Origin of the sequence: Tistrella sp. (assembly GCF_002684955.1) — a bacterium.
GTDB classification, from domain to species: Bacteria; Pseudomonadota; Alphaproteobacteria; order Tistrellales; family Tistrellaceae; genus Tistrella; species Tistrella mobilis.
The window spans coordinates 233794-255217 of the sequence record NZ_NYWI01000076.1; the positions used below are offsets into that span (position 1 = coordinate 233794).

19 protein-coding genes are annotated in these 21424 nt (G+C 65.4%); 15 read left to right on the forward strand and 4 right to left on the reverse strand.

Features of this window, described 5'->3' with window-relative positions:
* Positions 1-381: 381 nt before the first annotated feature.
* The 10 genes from CMO28_RS26455 (at position 382) to CMO28_RS26500 (ending at position 14007) form a co-directional block, all read left to right on the forward strand.
* On the forward strand, positions 382-1266 hold the full coding sequence (locus CMO28_RS26455) for a hypothetical protein (protein ID WP_296719496.1): 885 nt from the start codon (positions 382-384) through the stop codon (positions 1264-1266).
* A 20-nt stretch (positions 1267-1286) separates the two neighbouring features.
* Positions 1287-3254 carry a hypothetical protein gene (locus CMO28_RS26460; protein WP_296719503.1) on the forward strand — a complete coding sequence of 656 codons (1968 nt, stop codon included), beginning with the start codon at positions 1287-1289 and terminating at the stop codon, positions 3252-3254.
* 34 nt (positions 3255-3288) lie between these two features.
* On the forward strand, positions 3289-4212 hold the full coding sequence (locus CMO28_RS26465) for a hypothetical protein (RefSeq protein WP_296719506.1): 924 nt from the start codon (positions 3289-3291) through the stop codon (positions 4210-4212).
* Positions 4213-4774: 562 nt separating this feature from the next.
* Positions 4775-5812 carry a substrate-binding domain-containing protein gene (locus CMO28_RS26470; RefSeq protein ID WP_296719511.1) on the forward strand — a complete coding sequence of 346 codons (1038 nt, stop codon included), beginning with the start codon at positions 4775-4777 and terminating at the stop codon, positions 5810-5812.
* Positions 5813-5945: 133 nt separating this feature from the next.
* Positions 5946-7511, forward strand: a complete 1566-nt coding sequence (locus CMO28_RS26475) for a sugar ABC transporter ATP-binding protein (RefSeq protein ID WP_296719514.1) — start codon at positions 5946-5948, stop codon at positions 7509-7511.
* Between the two features lie 110 nt (positions 7512-7621).
* Positions 7622-8545: an ABC transporter permease gene (locus CMO28_RS26480; protein WP_322111416.1), complete on the forward strand. Its 924-nt coding sequence runs from the start codon at positions 7622-7624 to the stop codon at positions 8543-8545.
* 60 nt (positions 8546-8605) lie between these two features.
* A complete protein-coding gene (locus CMO28_RS26485) occupies positions 8606-9613 on the forward strand; it encodes a sugar-binding transcriptional regulator (protein WP_296719518.1) in 1008 nt (335 codons plus the stop codon).
* Between the two features lie 169 nt (positions 9614-9782).
* The gene (locus CMO28_RS26490) at positions 9783-11585 is read left to right on the forward strand and encodes a glycerol-3-phosphate dehydrogenase/oxidase (RefSeq protein WP_296719520.1); all 1803 of its coding nucleotides are present in this window, start codon (positions 9783-9785) and stop codon (positions 11583-11585) included.
* An 18-nt stretch (positions 11586-11603) separates the two neighbouring features.
* Entirely contained in the window at positions 11604-12446 is an 843-nt protein-coding gene (locus CMO28_RS26495; protein WP_296719522.1) for a class I fructose-bisphosphate aldolase, read from the forward strand.
* Between the two features lie 64 nt (positions 12447-12510).
* On the forward strand, positions 12511-14007 hold the full coding sequence (locus tag CMO28_RS26500) for an FGGY-family carbohydrate kinase (RefSeq protein WP_296719524.1): 1497 nt from the start codon (positions 12511-12513) through the stop codon (positions 14005-14007).
* 4 nt (positions 14008-14011) lie between these two features.
* Here CMO28_RS26500 and CMO28_RS26505 read toward each other — a convergent pair whose 3' ends face one another.
* Together CMO28_RS26505 and CMO28_RS26510 are read right to left on the reverse strand one after the other, a co-directional pair.
* A complete protein-coding gene (locus CMO28_RS26505; RefSeq protein ID WP_296719527.1) occupies positions 14012-14806 on the reverse strand; it encodes an SDR family oxidoreductase in 795 nt (264 codons plus the stop codon).
* Positions 14807-14849: 43 nt separating this feature from the next.
* Positions 14850-15989, reverse strand: a complete 1140-nt coding sequence (locus tag CMO28_RS26510) for a DUF2855 family protein (protein WP_296719530.1) — start codon at positions 15987-15989, stop codon at positions 14850-14852.
* A 67-nt stretch (positions 15990-16056) separates the two neighbouring features.
* On the opposite strand from CMO28_RS26510, the gene CMO28_RS26515 reads away from it, so the two are divergent.
* On the forward strand, positions 16057-16683 hold the full coding sequence (locus tag CMO28_RS26515) for a TetR/AcrR family transcriptional regulator (protein WP_296719532.1): 627 nt from the start codon (positions 16057-16059) through the stop codon (positions 16681-16683).
* Positions 16684-16696: 13 nt separating this feature from the next.
* Here the strand turns inward: CMO28_RS26515 and CMO28_RS26520 are convergent, their stop codons facing one another.
* Both CMO28_RS26520 and CMO28_RS26525 read right to left on the reverse strand, forming a co-directional pair.
* Positions 16697-17623 carry an EamA family transporter gene (locus CMO28_RS26520; protein WP_322111417.1) on the reverse strand — a complete coding sequence of 309 codons (927 nt, stop codon included), beginning with the start codon at positions 17621-17623 and terminating at the stop codon, positions 16697-16699.
* A 29-nt stretch (positions 17624-17652) separates the two neighbouring features.
* Positions 17653-18255, reverse strand: coding sequence for a TetR/AcrR family transcriptional regulator (locus tag CMO28_RS26525; RefSeq protein ID WP_296719536.1), 603 nt, complete (start codon positions 18253-18255; stop codon positions 17653-17655).
* Positions 18256-19078: 823 nt separating this feature from the next.
* Here CMO28_RS26525 and CMO28_RS26530 point away from each other — a divergent pair.
* The 4 genes from CMO28_RS26530 to CMO28_RS26545 all read left to right on the forward strand — a co-directional run bounded on the left by CMO28_RS26530 (position 19079) and on the right by CMO28_RS26545 (position 21421).
* Entirely contained in the window at positions 19079-19267 is a 189-nt protein-coding gene (locus CMO28_RS26530) for a DUF1843 domain-containing protein (RefSeq protein ID WP_296719538.1), read from the forward strand.
* 70 nt (positions 19268-19337) lie between these two features.
* Positions 19338-19553 carry a DUF1843 domain-containing protein gene (locus CMO28_RS26535; RefSeq protein WP_296719542.1) on the forward strand — a complete coding sequence of 72 codons (216 nt, stop codon included), beginning with the start codon at positions 19338-19340 and terminating at the stop codon, positions 19551-19553.
* 23 nt (positions 19554-19576) lie between these two features.
* Positions 19577-19780 carry a DUF1843 domain-containing protein gene (locus tag CMO28_RS26540; RefSeq protein WP_296719545.1) on the forward strand — a complete coding sequence of 68 codons (204 nt, stop codon included), beginning with the start codon at positions 19577-19579 and terminating at the stop codon, positions 19778-19780.
* 126 nt (positions 19781-19906) lie between these two features.
* Complete coding sequence (locus CMO28_RS26545; RefSeq protein WP_296719548.1) at positions 19907-21421, forward strand: GDL motif peptide-associated radical SAM/SPASM maturase; 1515 nt, start codon at positions 19907-19909, stop codon at positions 21419-21421.
* The last annotated feature ends 3 nt before the right edge of the window (positions 21422-21424 follow it).

The window sequence follows — 21424 nt, forward strand, 5'->3', positions numbered from 1 at the left end:
AGGGAGGGAAACTCTGAATAGGGCTTCGTCAGAGAACGATGTCAGATAGCGTTCACCGATTTTACGTGAACGACTGTGTTGAGCATCGGTTCCGTCGGTCACTGCCGATCGCCAGGCCCTGTCAAGATCGGCACGGGCTTGCATGGTATTACGATCACCCACTCCGCAACCTTCGGGCTGCTTGCGTATCTGACATATCGCGATTCTGCCATTGCCCGATGGCTTACATCGGCAAGTGGCACTTAGTGGCCAGCATCACAATCTTAAGGTGCATAATTGGATTGATATTCTTCTCAAAGGAGTGTTTCATAGGGGAAACATTACAACTTATAGCGCGCTCCGTAGCGCTGCGACGGGGTGTCGGTCAGAACCTTGGATGGGATGGCGATGTACAGATGGTTTCTCTCGTTTTGCCTCGCGATTTGCGTTTCTCCAAGCTGGGCCGCTGAACTGGAAGGGACCTACCGTTTCGGCCCCATTGCCGCAGAAGATTATGTGTATGTGGCATCTCTCGAGCCTGTCGTCGTTACTCTGGAGCCGGGCGACAAGCATTCCTTACTTGAACGCTCAGTGCAAAGTAGTACTGGTGCATTTTTGGTCTCAGGTGTGAGTGCTGACTTTATCTATATGGCGGTGATCTCTGGAGAGATTACTGCGGAGACGGGACTTGTAGGGCCGGGCCATGTCATCTTCTGGCGCCCCGGTAGTACGGGACAAATCGCTGTGTTCGATGCGGCAAAACTGTTGGCGACCCTGCACAGTTCGATCAAGACAGAGTATGTGGAGTCTTTGCAGCAAGTCGCAGATGAGCAGGCTCAAGCGCTTTGGTGGGGCTTGCTCAGGCCGGCTGGTCTTAACCTTCAGGCGTCGACCCCGGCAGGAGTGGAGATCGAGCGCCGGTCTTATCTCTCTGAACCAGCCGTGCTTGCGCTCCGTTTCGGCGCTCAGAGCGTCGAGCAGCTTTCGGCAGATGTAGCAAGCGCATTTGTGGTCGCTCTGGAAATGAGAAACACGGATGCCGTAGCGGCCCTACTGCATCCACGCTTCTTCATCGAAGACTCCGATTACGGTGTCTCGCCGGCTGCGCTTGCACGGCGCCTGGATTTTGCCACTGCGCTGGTCGCTACTCACGCCGCAAGGCTGGTCGACCACTTGGACGCTCCTCGACAGGCTGACGACGGGAGTTGGTTGGTGGGGGAGGAGTTGCGGTTCTCTCTTGCCCCTGGCGATGGCTTTCTCTTTGTCGAGCCTGCCAGCCTGCGCTGATTTCGGGATAGGAAAGCTCTATGACGCTCAAGAAAATGCTGGTCGCAGTCTTGCTTGTTGCAGGATTGGCGACGCCGGCCCGTGCAGAGTTTCCCTCGCGTTTCGACATGGTCATTCTGGACCTCCAGACCCTTGAGGCAGGCGAGCGCTTCGGATTCGAAGTTGCCGCGGGGACGCATCTGTCCGTCGCCGGCCAGCGTAATGGTCAAGATGTATACACGTTTTCGCTCGATGCGGCAGTTGTGTCGAGTGATCAGTTGCCGGTGACGACCATTGGTGTTGTTGATCGTGTCGCTTTGACTTTTACTCGCGATCCAATCAAGCAGACCATCGCATCGGCAGATCTCAACGCAGACGCCCTGAAACAGGTTAATGCTTATTTTGATCGTCCAGGTGCCGTTAATAATCGACTCGGCGTCTGGAGTGAACGTGTTGATATCTTCTCAGCCGACTTTATAGCATTGCCTGGTGAAAATCCGACGACTCATTTCACAGTGCACGAGGTCCGTGTCCCGAAAGGGGCTGCCAAGGTGGCAACCTATCGCAGTGAACCTTTTAGTTTTCGTACCCGTGACGGCTCGACTGTCGAGGCAGGCTTCGTAGGTTATGACATTGCGGCCGATGACTGGCGCGTGCCGCTGGCCACAGGCTTCGCGATGATTGGCCGCATCATTGAACCGGATGGAACGACCCTTCCGCTCAAGTTGCGGAAGCGTACGCTTGCTGTACACGACATCAGCGCGAAACCTTACATCGACGTTAAGTCGCTTGTGCCCGAGGCAATACTCGGGCCGATAGATGAAGCGGTGGCTTTCGAGAGCGGCTCCAGTGCCATGGAGGCGATGCCGTCCTGGCTCATCGACGTCCATACCGCGGCTCTGCACACCGAGATGCTGACTGCCGCAGTGGCGGAGGGACGCTCTAATCCTCTGCCGATCCTGGCACTGGCGGCGGTGGGGGTGGGGCTGGATTCTGCGTTTACCGTTGCCTGGAACGCAGGTGTTGATATCGGCCATGTTCTTGCCGGCGAAAAAGAAATTGGACAAATTAATCCTTTCGACGCAGACGGTCCCCTCAAGACCAAGGGGCTGGTCGGTAACGTGACTTATGCTGCGGGTGCGGCGGCCAAGGGCGCTTCTCTGGCAATTGGTCTTGACCCGGTGCGGGCCGATGCGCTGGGGGAGGCGGTGGAGAGCGGGCTGGATGTCTCGACCATCTTGTTCGCACCGAACAAGGCAGCCGCTAACGTTCTGTGGGGTAAGTCAGCCCACGCAAGCGGACTTGTCCAAAGTACCTATAAGGCGCTGGGCACGCTGGGGCACCAACTGGGGCTGTCCAAGAATGTGATGCGCTGGAGCGATGAATTGGTTGTTGCCGCGCTCAATAGTTCTACTCTTTGGTCAAACGCCAATAACATATTCGAAGCTGGTTATGACGTTGCTCAGGTTGTGCAAGCATTCCTCAACCCAGCCAGCTATCGTTCACAGGCGGAGCCCACGCTCGCACAGGTATCTCTGGATTTGTTGCAGCGCGGGAATGAGGAGCTTCGCACTCTCGGATATAAATTCTACGCCCAGGTACAGGCAGATAGATTCAATACAGGTGCATTTCGAAACGCAGGATTTACTCTGCCGACTGGATCTACAGGAGGGTTTATTGATGCCGCAATTCTTCTTCCTTTATCATTTCGACTATTCGATAGTGGAAATATTGAGGATGGAGATATCGTCACTCTTCAGGTACGCAGTTTGAATGGGGTGAACATTGCGCCCACGAACGTAAGATTGACCTTCGCAGGACGGGTGTTTGCTCCCAAGGTCGCCGTGGGGCCCGTAGAAATTCGTATCGTCGCGGTCAATGAGGGAAGTGTGCCGCCGAACACGGGAGGATTGACCATTCTCTCCAGAGTCGTCGAAGGACCGTCGGCCCAGAATTTCGATCTAGGCCAGGGCGAGAGCGGCATTCTCCGGATCGTCGCCAAGCGTTGACTCGTGCATTGCTGCCAATTGTCGGAGTGTCGCTATGTACAAGCTTCTTCCTGCGCTTCTGTTATGTGCCGCACCCATGGGTGCCGCTTTCGCTCAGGCCGTCGGACCTGCTCAGGTTCGCACTGCAACGCCGGCTGCGGAGCGGGCAACAACCGAGGCCCCACTCTTCAACCCGGCCCAATTGAGCCCGGAGGCGTTCGAGACCGGACGAGGCGATTTGTTTGTCCTGGTCAAGCGAGACATCTTTTCCCTGCGTGCCGAGATTGGCGGTGGTGTGACGAGTAACGCCTTCCTCTCCGATGACAATCGGAAGACAGACACGTTTACCCGCCAGCGTGTATCGCTTTCGGCTGATACAGTGATTGCGGGGGCTTACGGAGTTGGTGTCTCCGTGAATTTTGATGCCAGCCAGTTCCATAATTACAATGTTCTGGGCAGCAATGCCGTCGGGCTCCGGACCTATGTGATGCGCCCTGTCAGCGGGACGACGATCGGTATAAGTGCGGGGGTCTCGACCCTTTATGACGACAGCCTCGACGCCCATGTGCTGGACCAGGGCGATCTTCATCTGATCGCTTTGCGTGGCTTCGCGCTTGGTGAAATGACGCAACTCACGCTTTCTGGCGCAATAGGGTATCTGCGAGCTGATCCCGAGGACTATTCACATCTTCGTGGTTTCGCCGAGGCCGCGGTGCAGGTCGCGCCGATGGAGGGGCTGGAGCTGACAGGATATCTGAATGCGACCGGCCGCCGGTATGAGGATTATTTCTCCTCTGTCTTTGCCGAGTCACGCCGCGATCTGACCGGGCAACTCGGTGTTCGGGTGCGCTATATGCCACATGCAAATATGATCCTTAGCGCCGAATTTTCGGTCGCCAGTAACGCCTCCACCATTGATACATTCGACTATGTTGCCGCCGAAGGTAGCGGACAGATCGGCCTTGCGATCCGGTTCTGATATTCTTGCGTGTTGCTCTCGTAGCCGTGCCCACTCTCGCGGGCGGCCGGGCCAGATGCGCCATAGGGCGCTTGGTCCGTCGTAATTTGATGAGCTTCATAATAAAATTTTGTGATTACGGCTCTTTTCTGGTTGGGATTGGATTCGGATGGAGATATCGGCTTATATCGTCAGTTGTTCTGGAAGTAATTGTTCTCGCTTCAATCTCTAGAATGCCGTCAAAGCAGGCTCAAACAGGGTGTGTAGAGTTGTAGGGGCCGAGTTGCGTCGGCGATCCTGAGGGGGGCAATGGCCGGTGCCTGCGCGCGAGAGGCGAGCGGCACCGGCTTTTTTGCGTGTTCCGGTCCCCTTGACTCGGCCTGTCACGGCGCCGTAACGTCGGGGCGTGAAAGAAATTCTGATCTATGAAAAAACTTTCACAGCTATCATCGGGCCGCGGGATGCGGCCGCAGTGAAGCACCGACGCAGGCCGGGAGGGCCGGGCGGAGGGTATGGGCCAGAACGGGCGCCGAGGGATCCGAAGCCAAGCGATCCCGGTCCGAGACGTTGGGGAAACGCCGAGATGAAGACTTTCACCGCCGCCCTGCTCGCGGGGGCGATCGCCGTGGCCGGGATGGGCATGACCACCGCCGCGGCCAAGGCCGAAGAGACCTCTCCCTTCCGCTGCAAGGAAGGCGAGACCTATGCCATGAACGTTATGGTGTCGGGCGTGGAATACTGGTTCCCGGTCTATGAGATGTTCAAGCAGGCCGCCCATCAGATGGGCTGCAAGACCGTCTATACCGGCACGCCGGATTACGACGTCACCAAGCAGCTGGCGACCTTCGAACAGGTGCTGGCCAAGCAGCCGGCCGGCGTGCTGCTGCACCCGATGAACCCCGATCCGTTCATCGAGCCGATCGATCGCGCCGCAGAGATGGGCATCCCGGTCGTGACCTTCGCGGCCGATTCGCCCAACAGCAAGCGCGTCGCCTATGTCACCTCGGACAATTTCCGCGAGGGCGCCACGGCCGCCGACACCATCGCCAAGGCCATGGGCGGCAAGGGCGAATACGCGATCCTGGAAAACCCCGGCCAGGACAATCACGACCGCCGGGTGTCGTCCTTCATCAGGCAGATGGAGGAAAACTATCCGGAGATGAAGCTGGTGGCCCGCACCGCCACCAACCAGGATCCGACCCGCGCCTATAACGCGGTGCTGACCATGGCCCAGGCCCATCCCGGGCTCGGCGCCGTGTTCATGCCCGAGGCGAGTTCGGCGCTGGGCGCTGCCCAGGCGGCGAACGAGCTGGGCGGCAAGATCAAGGTCATGAGCGTCGACGTGAACGCCAAGGTTCTCGACATGATCAAGGCCGGCCAGATGTTCGGCGCGATCAACCCGAACCAGGGCGTGCAGGGCTATATGGGCTTCATGATGCTGTTCCTGGCGGCCCATCCCGACCTGATCGACCCGATGAACGACTATAAGCGCAGCGGCTTCAACCCGTTCACGCTGCCGGTCATCGACAACGGCTTCTCGATCGTGACGCCCGAGAACGCCCAGGACTTCTATTGGGACGCCTACCTGAAGCGCCGCGGCACCAAGGGCATCGACGAGTGAGCTGAGGGGGGCGGCCCCTGCGGCCGGGCGGGTGACCGCCCGGCATGCTCCCGCCCTCTTTCTCCTGCCTCCTCTCTTTCCTGCCCCCTCTCTTTCCTGCCTCAGCATCACCCGAGAACGGTCCGGCTGATCCATGACCCATCCTGAACCGGTGGCCGGCGCACAGGGCGAGACCGTCCTGAAGCTTAGCGGCATCACCAAATCCTTCGGCCCGGTCAGGGTGCTGACCGGGGTGGATTTCGACCTGAAGGCGGGCGAGGTCCATGCGCTGGCCGGCGAGAACGGTGCCGGCAAGTCGACGCTGATGAACATCATCGACGGCATCCACCGCCCCGATGGCGGCCGGGTGGAGCTGTTCGGCGAAGCGGTGCATCTGTCGGGGCCGGCCGAGGCCCAGGCGCGGGGCATCGGCTTCGTGCATCAGGAAATCGCCCTCTGCCCCGATATCTCGATCGCCGAGAACATCTTCATGGCGGCCCCCCATGCCCGCGGCCGCTGGTTCCTGAACCGGCGCGAGCTGCGGCGCAAGGCCGAGGCGGTGCTGGGGCTGCTGCACCCGATGCCGGTGGATACGCTGGTCGGGCAGATCGGCATTTCGGCCCAGCAGCTGGTCGAGATCGCCAAGGCGCTGACGCTCGACTGCCGGATCCTGATCCTGGACGAGCCGACCGCCGCCCTGACCGAGGCCGAAACCCGACGGCTGTTCGACGTGATCCGCACCCTGAAGGCACGGGGCATCGCGATCATCTATATCAGCCATCGCATGGCCGAGATCTTCGAGATCTGCGACCGGATCACGGTGCTGCGCGACGGCCGCAAGGTGGTGACCAAGGCGATCGTCGACACCACGCCCGAAGAGGTGGCCGAACGCATGGTCGGCCGCGAGCTGGGCGACCTCTACCCGGAAAAGCCGGGCGTGCCCGCGGGCGCGCCGGTGCTGCTGCAGGTGGAGGGGCTGGCCGATGCCGACGACCACATCGCCGATATCGCCTTCGACCTGAAGGCCGGTGAGATCCTGGGCCTGGCCGGGCTGATGGGTGCCGGGCGAAGCGAGATCGCCCAGACCGTCTGCGGGCTGCGCCACCGCGCGGCCGGGCGGGTGGTGGTCGAGGGGCACGAGGTGCGGATCCCCGACTATCGCGGCGCCACGAAACAGGGCCTCGCCTATCTTTCCGAAGACCGCAAGGGGGCGGGCGTGTTCCTGGACATGTCGATCGCGGCCAATGTCTCGGCCCAGGATCCGGGCCGGGTGGCCGGCCGGCTGGGCATGATCGTCGGCCGCGCCGAGGCGGCCCAGGCGGCCGAATTCGGCCGGCGGATGTCGCTGCGCATGGCGGGCCCCGGCCAGAAGGTGTCGGAGCTGTCGGGCGGCAACCAGCAGAAGGTGGCGATCGCCAAGCTGCTGCTGACCGGCCCGCGCATCGTCTTCCTGGACGAGCCGACCCGCGGCGTCGATGTCGGCGCCAAATCCGAGATCTATCAGATCCTCCGCGGCCTGGCGGCCGAGGGCAGGGGGGTCGTGGTCATCTCGTCGGAACTGCCCGAGCTGATCGGCCTGGCCGATCGCATCCTGGTGATCCGCGAAGGCCGGATCGCCGGTGAGGTGGCGGGGCCGGAGATGACCGAGGAACACATCATCCGACTTGCATCCGGCGTGGGCGCCCCCGGCGCCGCCGGCGAAGGGAGCCTGCGGCCATGAGCACGGCAGAAACCAACCGCGCAGAGACTGACGGGCGGGAGACCGGAGACATCAGGGCCGGGGCGCAGCCGGCCGAACCGCGGCTGTCGCTGCTTGCCCGGTTCAACAAGATGCGCGAGGCCGGGCTGATCGTGATCATCGCGGCGCTGTTCGTGATCATGAGCTTCGCCTCGCCCTATTTCCTGACCGTCGCCAACATGAAGGCGCTGATGCTCTCGTTCTCGATCGAGGGCATCGTGGTGGTCGGCATGACCATCCTGCTGATCGTGGGCGGCATCGACCTGTCGGTGGGGGCGGTGGTCTGTTTCGCCATGGTGGTGGCGGGCAAGCTGTTCCTGTTGGGCGTCGACCCCTGGACGGCATCGCTGGGCGGCATCGCCGCGGCGGCGATGTGCGGCGTGATCATGGGCGCCTGCGTCACGCGGATCGGTCTCAACCATTTCATCGCCTCGCTCGCGATGATGGTGATCGTCCGCGGCGCCTGCCTGGTGATCACCGAGGGCACGCCGCTGTCGCTGTTCTCGCTGCCGAAAGAGTTCAAATTCGTCGGCCAGGGCTCGCTCGGCCAGGTGCCGGTGGTGATCCTGATCTTCCTGGCGATCGTGGTGGTCTTCGACCTGCTGATGCGCCGGGCCGTGGCCTTCCGCCGGGTGTTCTATACCGGCAGCAACCCCAAGGCGGCCGACTATTCCGGCATCCGCACCTCGCGCGTCATCTTCTGGGTGACGGTGCTGAGTTCGGCCCTGGCCGGGCTTGCCGGGGTGATCTTCATGGCCCGCTTCGGCGCCGCCACCCCCACCTTCGGCGTGGGCATGGAGCTGAACGTGATCGCGGCCGCGGTGATCGGCGGCGCCAGCCTGAAGGGCGGGTCCGGTTCGGTCTTGGGCGCGGTGCTGGGTGTCGCCCTGCTGTCGCTGGTGACCAATTCGCTCATCCTGCTCGACGTCTCGGTCTACTGGCAGGATATGGTGAAAGGTCTGATCCTGCTTGTCGCGGTCTCGGTCGACCATATGCTGAACCGCAGACGCGCCTGACCTGCCACCCGACCCATGACCGAACCGCTCAAACGTCGGGTGCCCATGCGGAGAGTGACCATGCGGCATGACGACCGGACGCCCACCGGGGATGTCAGACAATACGACCTGACCCGCCGGATCTACCGGGCGCTGGTGATGCATTATGTCGAGGGCCTGAAACAGGCCGAGATCGCCCGTCTGACCGGCCAGTCGATCGCGACGGTCAGCCGGCTGATCAAGCAGGGCCATGATCTGGGCATGGTGGAGATCACCGTCCGCGCGCCCTTCCAGCCTTCGCTGGAGCTGGAGCGGCGGCTGGCCCGGGCGGCCGGGCTGATGGAGGCGCTGGTGGTGCCCAACCTGTCGACCAATGACGAGGTGGCGCTGGCGAGCGTGGGCGAGGCGGCGGCGGGGCTGCTGCTCTCGCGCCTCAAGGATGGCGACACGATCTGCATTTCGGGCGGCAAGGGCGTCAGCGCCCTGGTCGCCGGGCTGAACCCGGCCAGGCGCTACGACGTGTCGGTGGTGCCCGCAACCGGCCTGGTCGAAGGGCCGCTTTATACCGACGTCAACTATGTGGCGGCGCAGATGGCCGAGAAGCTGGGCGGGCGCGCCCATCGCATCCATGCGCCGATGTTCGCCGACACCGTGGACCAGCGCGAGATGCTGATCGATATGCGCTCCACCCGCGACATCCTGGACCGGGCGCGCCATGCCGATATCGCGGTGGTGGGTGTGGGCTCGGTCACGCCGGCCGGCAGCTCATACTACGACCTTCATCCGGAACTCGCCGACGACCGGACGGAGATCGAGCGCTCGGGCGCCGAGGCCGAACTGCTCGCCCATCTTCTGGATGGGGCCGGGCGGGTCTGCCGCTATCAGATGAACGACCGGCTGGTGGCGGTCACCCCGGAGGAACTCTCTCGCGTGCCGTTCTCGATGGGCGTCGCGGTCGGGCCGGCCAAGATCGGCCCGATCCGCGCCGTGCTGCGCGGCCGGCATCTGAAGGGGCTGGTGACCGACGAGACCACGGCCGATGCCGTGCTGCCCGGCCTTGAGGCGGAGGCACCTGCCGCCCGGAGCTGAGCCCGACCCCCCGCCCCCCGCCCTCAGGATCCTTCCGCCGACGACGCCCGCCGCATCGCAGCCTTGCGATGCGCGAGAGGAGGCTTTGTCTCCGCGCCGCCGGCCCACCCCCCCTCGCTTTACCGTCCCTTGTTTCGCGTCACCGCAGTTTTCCGGAGGCCTGCCCGTCATGACCACCCGCACACGCGGATACCGGCTGGATGTTCTGGCCAAGGCGCCCGATCCTGACGTCGTCGTGATCGGCGGCGGCATCAACGGGATCAGCGTCTATCGTGAACTGGCCCTGCAGGGGCTGCGGGTGGTGCTGGCAGAGGCGCAGGATTACTGCGCCGGTGCCAGCGGTGCCCTGTCGCGCATGATCCATGGCGGCCTGCGCTACATGGAGAACGGCGAGTTCGATCTGGTGCGCGAGGCATTGCGCGAGCGGGACCTGCTGCTGCGCAATGCGCCGCATTTCGTGGCGCCGCTCGCCACCACCGTGCCGGTCTTCGAATATCTCTCAGGGATCGGCAATGCGCCGCTGCGCTTCGTGGGGTTGAGCCGCAAGCCCAGCCGGCGCGGGGCTGCGGTGCTGAAGCTGGGGCTCACCTTCTACGACATCTTCACCCGCAAGAGCCGGATGGTGCCGACCCATCGCTTCGCCGGCAAGGCCCGGACCGCGCGGGACTGGCCCGACCTCAATCCGAAGGTCAAGTGCAGCGCAACCTATTACGATGCCTGGATCACCCATCCCGAACGGCTGGGGCTGGAGATGATCCGCGATCTGGAAGCGACCTGCCCCGATGCGGTGGCGGTGAACTATCTGGCCGCCGAGGGCACCGATGGCGACGCCCTGCTGCTGCGCGACCGCATCGGCGGCCGGGAATTCCGCCTGCGGCCGAAGCTGGTGGTGAACGCGACCGGCGCCTGGATCGACCTGACCAACCGCCGGGTGGCCAATCTGGTGGATGCCCCCGGTGCCGGTGCGCTGCCGCGGATGATCGGCGGCACCAAGGGCTCGCATCTGATCGTGCGCAACCCGCGGCTGCTGAAGGCGCTGGGCGACCAGATGATCTATTACGAGAACCAGGAAGGCCGGGTCTGCATCCTGTTCCCCTATTTCGGCAATGTCCTGATCGGGTCCACCGACATCAAGGTCGACACGCCGGAGGGTGTGCATTGCGAGACCGACGAGCGGGCCTACATGCTGCAATCGCTGCGCTTCGTCTTCCCGGATATCGAGATCACGCCCGACCAGATCCTCTACACCTTCTCGGGCGTGCGGCCGCTGACCAATGCCGCGGCGGCGACCACCGGGCAGATCCCGCGCGATCACCATTGCCGCTTCGTGCCGGAAGAAGCGGGGCTGCCTTTCCCGGTGATGTGCATGATCGGCGGCAAATGGACCACCTTCCGCGGCTTCGGCGAGATCGCCGCCGATCAGGCGCTTGACCGGCTGGGCGGGCGACGGCGCGTGTCGACCGACACGCTCGCGATCGGCGGCGGCCGCGATTTCCCGCCGGCCGGGCCGGCGCGGGAGCGCTGGATCGCCGATCTGGCGGCCGCGACGGGCATCGGTGTCCATCGGGCACGGGCGCTGGCCGAACGTTACGGCTCTGCCGCGCGCCGGCTGGCGGATGATTTCGTGGCCGCGGGCGACCGGCCGCTGGCCACCCATCCGGGCTATGGCACCGCCGAAATCCGCCATCTGATCCGGGCCGAGCATGTCGAGGCGCTGGAAGACCTGATCTGCCGGCGCACCTCGCTCGCCATCTCGGGCGAGCTGTCGGCCGATCTGCTGGATGAACTTCTGGCGCTGCTGGCCGGGGAGCGCGGCTGGACGGCGGACCGGGCCGCCGATGAACGCGCCCGGACGCTGGACCGGCTGGCCGCGCTGCACGACGTGACCGAAGACATGCTCCGCGCGCGCAACGACACAACCCGGGCCGCAAGCCGGGCCCGGACAGAACCTGCCTCTGAACACCTGGCTTGAAGAAAGGGCCCATCGTCGATGTCCGACAAATTCCGCCTCAACCGCCTGTTCCGCAACGGCCGCTGCCTCGACGTCGCGATCGACCACGGCATCTTCAACGAGCCGACCATGCTGTCGGGGCTGGAGGATGCGAAGGCCGTGTTCGACAAGCTGATCGCGGCCGCACCCGATGCGATCCAGACCAATTTCGGCCAGGCCGACCTGCTGCAATCGGTGCCGACCCCGGTGAAGCCGGCCCTGGTGATGCGGGTCGATGCGGCGAATGTCTACAACCGCCACAAGCACACCCATATGTGGTCGACCCTGCAGCAGGCCGATGATCCGGTGCTGCCGGCGGTGCAGCTGGATGCGGCCTGCGTGGTGATCAACCTGCTGATGCTGCCGGGCGAACACGACCTGTTCCGCCAGTGCGTGGAGAACATCGCGAAGGTCCGCGCCGCCTGCGATCGCTATCGCATGCCGCTGATGATCGAGCCGCTGGTGATGGCGCCCCATTCCGAGGCCGGCGGCTATATGGTGGACGGCGATGCCGAAAAGATCGTCGCCCTGGTCCGCTTCGCCCGCGAGCTGGGCGCCGATGTGATCAAGGCCGATCCGACCACCAATCCTGAAGACTTCCACCGCGTGGTCGAAACCGCCCGGTGCCCGGTGCTGGTCCGCGGCGGCGGCAAGGAGGATCTGCTGACGGTGCTGAAGAAGTCGGAAGCGCTGCTGAAGCAGGGGGCGAAGGGGCTGGTTTATGGCCGCAACGTCTATCAGCACGACAACCCGACGGGGGTGACCCGGGCGCTGATGACGCTGATCCACGACGACGCCACCGCGGAAGAGGCCTTCGCGGCGTATAAGGCTGTTGCCGCCTGAGGCGGGGGCGGGCGCTGCCCCCAAGGCAGCGCCACCCGTAAGAAGACGTCAGGGAGGAAAAGACATGGCCTATCTTCTGGGCCTCGATGCCGGAAACACCATGGTGAAGGCGGTGCTGTTCTCGATCGACGGCGTCGAGCTTGCCGTTGCCGAGAAGGGCGGGTCGACCCGTCATCCGCGGCCGGGCCATGTCGAACGCGACCTGGACGAACTCTGGGCCTGTGCGGCCGCGGCAATCCGCGGCTGCATCGCCCGGGCCGGGATCGACCCGGCCGAGATTGCGGCGATCGGCTGCGCCGGCCATGGCAACGGGCTGTATGCGCTGGACCGCGACCGGCAGCCGCTGATGGGCATTCAGTCGATCGATGTCCGCGCGGGCGGGCTGGTCGAGCGCTGGAACCGCGACGGCACCACCGACCGGATCTGCCGTCTGGCCCTGCAACGGCCCTGGGCGGCACAGCTGCCGACCCTGCTGTCGCATATCCGCGAAACCGACCCTGAAACCTTTGCCCGGATCGGCACCGCGTTTACCTGCAAGGATTACATCGCCTTCCGGCTGACGGGAGAGGTGGCGAGCGACGAGACCGATATGAGCGGCGCCGCCTGCCTGAAGCTGCCCGAGGGCCGCTATGACGACGAGCTGCTGGCCGCCTACGGGCTGGAGGGCTGCGGCGGCATCCTGCCGCCGGTGCACCGGTCGAGCGCGGTGACCGGCCGGGTGACGGCGCGGGCGGCGGCCGATGCCGGGCTTGCCGCCGGCACGCCGGTGGTCGGCGGGCTGTTCGACGTGATCGCAAGCGCGCTGGGCTCAGGCGTCGTCCGCACCGGTGCCGCCTCTCTGGTCGCCGGCACCTGGAGCATCAATCAGGTGATCGTGGATGATCCGATCCGCGACAACCCGCCCTTCATCACCTCGGTCTATGAAGGCAGCCGCTTCATGGAGGTGGAGGCCTCGGCGACCTCTGCCGCCAATCTGGAATGGTTCATGCGCGAATGGGTGGCGCCCGAGGCCGATGCCGCCGAGCGGCCCTATGACATGGTCAACCGGCTGGCCGGTACGGTCAGGCCCTCGGCCGATCTGCCGATCTTCCATCCCTTCCTGTTCGGGGCCGGCGACGATGCCGCGGCGCGGGCGGGATTCTTCGGCCTGGCCGGCTGGCATCAGCGGGCCGATCTGATGTTCGCCCTGTTCGAGGGCGTGGCTTTCGGCCATCGCGCCCATGTCGACAATCTGCGCCATCGCGGCATCACGGTCGAAGACGCCGTGCTTTCGGGTGGGGGCGCGCGCAGCCGGGTCTGGTCGCAGATCTTCGCCGATGTGCTGAACCTGCCGGTCACCGTCACCCGCTGCCAGGAAACCGGCGCGCTGGGTGCCGCCATGGTGGCCGGGGTCGGCGCCGGCATCTTCCCGGATTTCGTCGCCGCCGCCGCGCGCATGGTGGTGGTGGACCGCGCCCATGAACCGGATGCGGCGGCCGCGGAGATCCACGACCGCCGCTATGGCGTCTATACCACCCTGGTCGAGGCGTTGCGCCCCCACTGGAAGCGGTGGGGGAGCTGACGGCTTACGCCGGGCGGGCGTCCTTGATCCGGCGACGCAGCTTGACCATGCCGCCGATCCAGCGGTCGTAGTCGTTGGTCTTGTTGCGCATGTAGGTGAGCACCACCTCGTGCGGCAGGATCAGGAAGCGCTCGTCGTCGAGCGCCTTGACCACGATGCCGGCCACGTCTTCCGGCGTCAGCACGCCGTCGAGCGAAGCGGGATTGCCGTCCATGGAGCGCAGCATGGCGGTATCCACGCCCTGCGGGCAGAGCACAGACACCCTGATGCCGTCATCCTTATGGGCGATGGCGAGCGATTCGGCGAAGCCGATCGCGGCATGTTTGGTGGTGGAATAGGTGGTGCTGCCGATCTGCGACAACAGCCCGGCGGCCGAGACGGTGTTCAGGAAATAGCCGGCGCCGCGCGCCTTCATCCGTGGCAGCAGCGCCTTTGCCGCATGAATATGGGCCATGACGTTCACGCCCCAGCTGCGCTGCCAGTCGGCTTCGGTGGCGGAGGCGACGTCGTCGAAATCCGGATCGCCGATCGCGATGCCGGCATTGGAGCAGAAGAGGTCGATCGGGCCGAACTTCGCTTCGACATCGTCGACCACCGCCAGAATGTCGTCGAATTTCGAGACATCGGCCCTGTAAGACGCGGTGGCGGCGCCCTGAGCGACGGTTTCGGCCGCGCCGGCCTCGTTCAGGTCGACGGCGATCACCGCCTTGGCGCCCTCGTCGGTGAAGCGGCGGCAGAGCGCGCGGCCGATGCCCGCGCCACCACCGGTGACGACGACGACCTTGTCCTTCAGCTGCATGGGGGGAGTTCCTCCGGCATGTTTGTGATTTTTTGCGGGATGACTATACGGGCTCCGACCCGGCTGCCGGAAGCACGACATGGCCGGCCCGGGGATCTGCGCTGCCGGCGTGGAGCGCGCGGATGATCCGCGCGGCGGCCTCCAGCCCGCGGGTTTCCTCGATCCGGATCCAGGGATCGGCGCCGGTGGTGGCGGCGGTCATGAACCGGCTCTGGTCCAGGTTGAAGCGGCGGGTGAATTCAGGGCCGCCCCAGTCGGTATTGCGTTTGCGGATCTGCACCGGCGCGAAGAACATCACCGGCGCCGGGCCGGGCAGGGCGGCACCGGCCGCGAGCGTCCGGTCCAGTGGCGCGGTGTTGGCCGCCGATCCGACCAGACAGTCATGGACCAGGCCCGGGCCGAAATGGCCATGGACGCGCCCACGTAGCCCGTCGTCGCCCGAGAAATCGACATAGGTGGTCGGGCGGTCGGCGGCGATGCCGTCCAGCTCGTCATAGGTCACCACCCGGTCGTAGAGGCCGAGCGCTTCGGTGAAACCGCGATTGGCCCGGCTGGTGAGGCCGATCAGCTCGGGGCGATCGGCAAGGCCCGCCAGGCAGAAGGCGGCCCCATAGGCGGTCTTGGCCGAGGCGGACGAGATCACCAGCCGGGCCGCGCCGAACCAGCCATTGTCGGCCAGATAATCCGCCAGCACGAAAGAGGTGATGAACAGCGGCCGGATCAGCATCTGGGCGTTTTCCAGGGCCGGCGCCCAGATCTGATCGGCGGTGCAGCGGGTATACTGGTTATAGGCCGAGACCAGGGGCAGGCGATGCTCCGCCTGGTCGTAGAAGCCGCGCTCCGTCACCCGGCCGGGCTGCATGACGATCCGGGTCGCGATCGGGAAATAACCGTAGAAGCGCTCGCCGGGCGCGATGCCGTCGACATCGGACGCTTCGACCTCGGCAAAGCCCCAGACCGGCATATGACCATGATCGGGCCGGCCGCTCGGGAAGAAATCCCAATAGCGCATGGCCTCGCCGAAGGCGGCATAGGTGATGTTGTTGGTGGTGAGCGCGAAACGGTCGAGCCGGAGCCGGATGGTCCCCGGTGCCGGGGTCGGGGCGGGTATGGTTTCGATCAGGGCCGCGCCGAGGTCGGCTTTCGGTGTCAGCAGACGGGTGATGGCAGGGGTATCGGTCATCGGTGTATTCTCCCTTGTCTGCCGAAGAGCCTAGCCTGTCGTCACGATCCGGGGGTTCGGATTTGCCATGCCTGCCACGCCGCTGACACCGCCGGTCGCAAGGCCGCTGAAACGGCCGGTTCAGGCCCGCGCGCGCTTCACCGTTCAGACGATCTATGACGGTCTGGTTCGGATCTGGCTGCGCGACGGGCCGGATGCGGTGACGATGAAAGCGATTGCCGCCGAGACCGGCTTTGCGGTCGGCACGCTCTATGACTATTTCCCGAACCGGGCGGCGCTGCTTTCGGGCTATGTCCGCCATTGCATCGACGATCTGATCCGGCGGCTGGAGGCCGATGCCGCCGCGGAACCGGATCTGCCCTGGGCACCGCGGATCGTGCGGCTGGTGCGGATGACCTGCGGCCAGGACGGTGCCGCCCCCTGTTTCGACCACGACATGCTGATGGTCGAGCACGCGATCGCCGAAGAAAAGCACCACCGCCGTGCCTATGAGGAATTGTCCGCGGCCTGGCTGCGAATCCTGGAGGCGACACCCGGCCGGCCGGCGGGTATCGATGACGCGGCAATCCGCGCCGCCTTCCTCACCGTGCTCGGCACCCGCCGCTATGTGCTGCTGGTGGAGCCGACCACGGCCGAAGTCGGCGACTGGGCGGGGCGGCTGGAGCGGATGTGCCTGGGGGCGCTGGCCGGCTGAGGGCTGCCGGCGCTTACCGCAGCTCTGGCCCTGACGATATGGCTGCCGGCGCGGCTGGTCTGACCGGCCGCGGCCGGGCGGGCAGGGTGACGATGGCGAGGCAGGCGATCACCAGCCCGACACCGGCCCAGCCCACCGGCGGCAGACTTTCGCCCACCACCAGGATCGCCAGAATGGCGGCGACCACCGGTTCGATCAGCGAGATGGTGGTCGCCAGGCTGGCGGGGATCCGCGCCAGACCCAGGCCGAAGCAGACATAGCCCAGGAACATCGGCACCAGCGCCATATAGATCCCGACCGCGGCATTGCCCCAGGAGGTGAGGAAGGGCGCGCCGGTCATCGCCAGCACCGGCATCAGCAGCAGTCCGCCGATGCCGAAGGTGGCGCCCATGGCGACGGAAGACCGGATGCCGCGCAGCATCAGCCCGCGCGCGGTCCAGGAATAGAGCGCATAGGTGAAACCGCCGATCAGGCCGAGCCCGATGCCGGCGATCACGGCATCTCCGGCGCCCGGCCCCCCGCCATCGGCAGCGCCTTCCGCCAGGCAGAGCAGCAGGATACCGGCGACCCCGGTCAGCGCACCGGCCAGCCAGCGCGCCGAGAGGCGGGTGCGGTCGAAGATCCGCTCGATCAGCGCCGACAGCAGCGGCGCAGAGCCGATGGTGACCACCGTGCCGATGGTGACGCCGGCCAGCCGCATCGAGCCATAGAAGGCGAGGGGATAGACGGCGACCGCCAGCCCGCCCAGAACCAGTAGCAGCCGGTACCGGGCCAGATCGGGCAGGGCGCGCAGGATGCCGCGCCCGGCGCGGAGCGCCTGAAGCAGCCCCCCCAGACCCATGGCCGCGGCCCCGATCGCGGCGGCGCCGACCTCGGGCGCGAAGGTTGCAGCGGTGCCGGTGGTCCCCCAGACGGTGGCGGCAAACAGCACCGCCAGCATGCCCAACCGCTGAGCGCGTGATGTATCGTTCACCTTGCCTCCGGCATGTCGCTGATGATCATCTCTTCGGCCATGGCCCGGGCATCGTGCATCAGCGTGCTCTGCCCCTCCAGCCCGGCGCGGGCCATGGCGCCTTCCAGCAGGAAGGCCAGCCGCTTCGCCAGCCGCGCCGCCCGCGCGCCGTCGCCGCCGGCCAGCCCGACCAGCGGGGCGGCCAGCAGGGCCTCGACCTCTTCCTTGTGCCGCCGCACCGCCTGGCGGCCGATATCGCCGGCGGCAAGCTCGGCCGCGGCATTCAGCAGGCCACAGCCGCGAAAGCCGTGCTCATAGGCGAATTCGGCGTGGTCGCGATAGGCATCGAAAACCGCAAGCACATGATCCAGCGGCGTCTTCGCCGTCTCCAGCCGCCGGGCATAGAGCCCCAGCCATTCGGCATGGCGGGCCTCAAGATACTGGTTCACCAGATCGGCCTTGGAGGCGAAGTTGTTGTAGAGGCTCTTCTTCGCCACCCCGGCCCGGGCCACGATGGCATCGATGCCGGTGCCGGCGATACCATGATCATAGAACAGCGCCGCCGCCGCTCTCAGGAGGCGGTCGCGGGCAGGCATCGACCGGTCGGTCTCGTCATCCATGGCAGGCCCCGTTGATAGGTAGACCGATCTACCTACATCTCTGCCCGCCCGTCAAGGTCCACGATCACGCCCGCTGAATGCCACGGCCGGATGATGTCCGGCCGCCTTTCCGGCAGGCTGATCCGGACCGCATCTGCGCGAACCCCAAGCACCCGTAAAACCCCCGGGAGGTTCGCAGCACGAATTCCCCTGATATTTCAATTAACGGCATTTTGTAGTGACGTGTTATCCATACATTGGCATGGTCCGCCCGGAGGTTCGCGCAAACCGGCTTTTTTTCTGAGCCGACTCAGGCTATTAAGAAGGAGTGGGTCGCACCCCTCGGGGGTACGTGGATTGAAACGGGTCGACGATGGCCCGAATGTCGACGACGAGCGGTCGCACCCCTCGGGGGTGCGTGGATTGAAACCACACCCCTCGGGACGGTCGTGGGCACCGGCAAGTCGCCCCCCTCGGGGGTGCGTGGATTGAAGCAGCTTCTGGCCGTCTTCCTTTTATGATATCTGTGCCGCGCCCAATGGGGCTGTCTGTACCGACCTCCAGAACTTGAACCGAACCCATAGCGGGGGACACACCCCCGGCTATGGGCTCCGTCGTGCCCGACGGTTGTGGCTTGTCCGGCATCGCCGGCCGGTCGGTGCAACCTCTGCGTTTTGCAGCGGAATCGACTCGCCTTAAGCGCGTTTCTGTGCGTACATATTCATACGCATGGTGGCAGAGGCGTGATCTGCGGGGCGTCTGGGGCGGGTGTCTGCGCCAGGACCGGCCGGCAGGGACCCTGGGCGCCCCGGCCTGACCTGCGTCAACCGGCAGGGAGGTTACCGTGACCGAATTTACCCCCATTACGCCCTATGGCGTCGCCATCCGCACGGCGATGGCCAGTGGCAATGTCGATGCGCTGAAGGTGGCGCTGTCGCTTGCCCAGGAACTCTATGCCCGGGACGGGGATGTCCGCTCGGCGGTTTCGGCCGCCCGCGCTCATCTGGCGACGGCCCGCACGTCCAAGGCGTAATCAAGCCCCAAGAAACAGTCTTGCCGCACGATCCATGACCGGATCGTGACCCAGTCGAAGGAGACCGAAGATGAGCGAGTCCGTCGGCCGCCCCCTTTATGCGGCGTCGCCGCAGGTTCACCCGATCCCGCTTTATGCCGCCACCCTGCATGCCGCGGTGGCCCGCAACGACGTGGATGAGCTGGACAGCCTGATCTGTCAGGCCGAAGCCTATCTGGACAAGTATGGCGACCTGCCGTCGCTGATCGAACAGCTGAAGACCGAGATCGCCAAGCTGGAACGCTGAGCACCGCGGGCGGGAGAAACGCCATGGTCGACAAGACGTCCGACGGCGCCGCCGCAATGGTGAGTGCGCTTTATGGCCCCAGCGTGCGCGCTGCGATCGTCAGCGGCGATCTGGGGGTGTTGAAGGCGACGCTGGCCGCGGCCGAGACGCAGAACCGCCAGCAGGGCGATATCCGTGCTGCGCTGGCGGCGGCCCGTGCCGCCCATGCCGGGCTGAAGCGGGGCTGAGGCCCCGGATCGGTCCCGGTGGTTCTTGGTCCCGGTGGTTCCCTGGCCGGCATGCACCCCGCCGGCCGGCCGGGGAACCGACCTGCATCAGATTGCCGTTTGCCCCGGAGTGTCGGAGGTGCCTGCATGCCCGATGGTCAGACCCCGGCGGAGCGCGCCATCCCCCGCGCCCGCAGCCTGGACGACATCGTCGATCTGGTTCCCGTCCATGTGGTGTGGGAGATCACGCTGGCCTGCAATCTGAAGTGCCAGCATTGCGGATCGCGCGCCGGCCATGTCCGCAAAGGTGAGCTTTCCACCGCCGAATGCCTGGATCTGGTCGACCAGATGGCCCGGCTGGGCACGCGCGAGGTGACGCTGATCGGCGGCGAGGCCTATCTGCGCCGCGACTGGCTGGAGATCCTGGCCCGCGTGCGCGCCCATGGCATCCTCTGCCTGATCCAGACTGGCGGCCGCAACCTGACCGACAAGCGCCTGGAGGCGGCGATCGCCGCCGGCATCAACGGCATCGGCGTGTCGATCGACGGGCTGGCGCCGCTGCACGACCGGCTGCGCGGGGTGCCCGGATCCTTCGATCAGGCGATGTCGGCGCTGACCCGCGCGAAGGCGGCCGGGCTCAGCATTTCGGTCAACACCCAGATCGGCGCCGAGACCATGGAGGATCTGCCCGAGCTGATGGACCGGATCATCGCGGCCGGCGCCACCCATTGGCAGATCCAGATGACCGTCGCCATGGGCAATGCGGTCGACAACCCCGACATCCTGCTGCAGCCCTATCGGCTGATCGAGCTGATGCCGCTTCTGGCCCGGCTGTATCGCGAGGGGGCAAGGCGCGGGCTGACCATGGTGGTCGGCAACAATATCGGCTATTTCGGCCCCTATGAATCGCTCTGGCGCGGCTTCGGGAACGAGGCGGTGCACTGGACCGGCTGCGCAGCCGGCCAGAACGTGATCGGCATCGAGGCCGACGGCACCATCAAGGGCTGCCCGTCGCTGGCAACGCAAGGCTATGCGGCCGGCAATATCCGCGACCTCTCGCTCGACGACATCTGGCGGAACCAGGAGGCCATGGCCTTCGGCCGCACCCGGTCGGTGGAGAAGGATCTCTGGGGCTATTGCCGCAGCTGCTATTACGCCGATGTCTGCCGCGCGGGCTGCACCTGGACCTCGGATTCGCTGCTGGGCCGGCGGGGCAACAACCCCTATTGCCATTACCGGGTGCGCGATCTGGCGAAAAAGGGTCGCCGCGAACGGGTGGTGAAGATCCGCGAGGCCGGGCCCGAAAGCTTCGCGGTCGGCGAATTCGCCCTGATCGAAGAGGCGATCCCGCCCGAGGAGCTGGCGGCCCTGCCGCAGGATCGCCTGCCGGCCTTCTCTGCCACCGATACCCGCCCCGTCCATATCGCGCCCGAAGACGATGACGATCCCGCCCGCGCCGCCGGCGCCCGGGGCCGCATTCCGCCGCGTCTGGATCTCTGCCGGTCCTGCCATGAATATGTCTGGCCGCACGAGACCGACTGTCCGCATTGCGGCGCCGACATCGCTGCCGCCGCCCGCGCCTATGCCACGCGGCTGGCCGAGGTGCAGGCCCTGGCGGCCCGGATCCGCGCCCGGCTGGACGAGGCGGCAACCGGGATCTGAGAC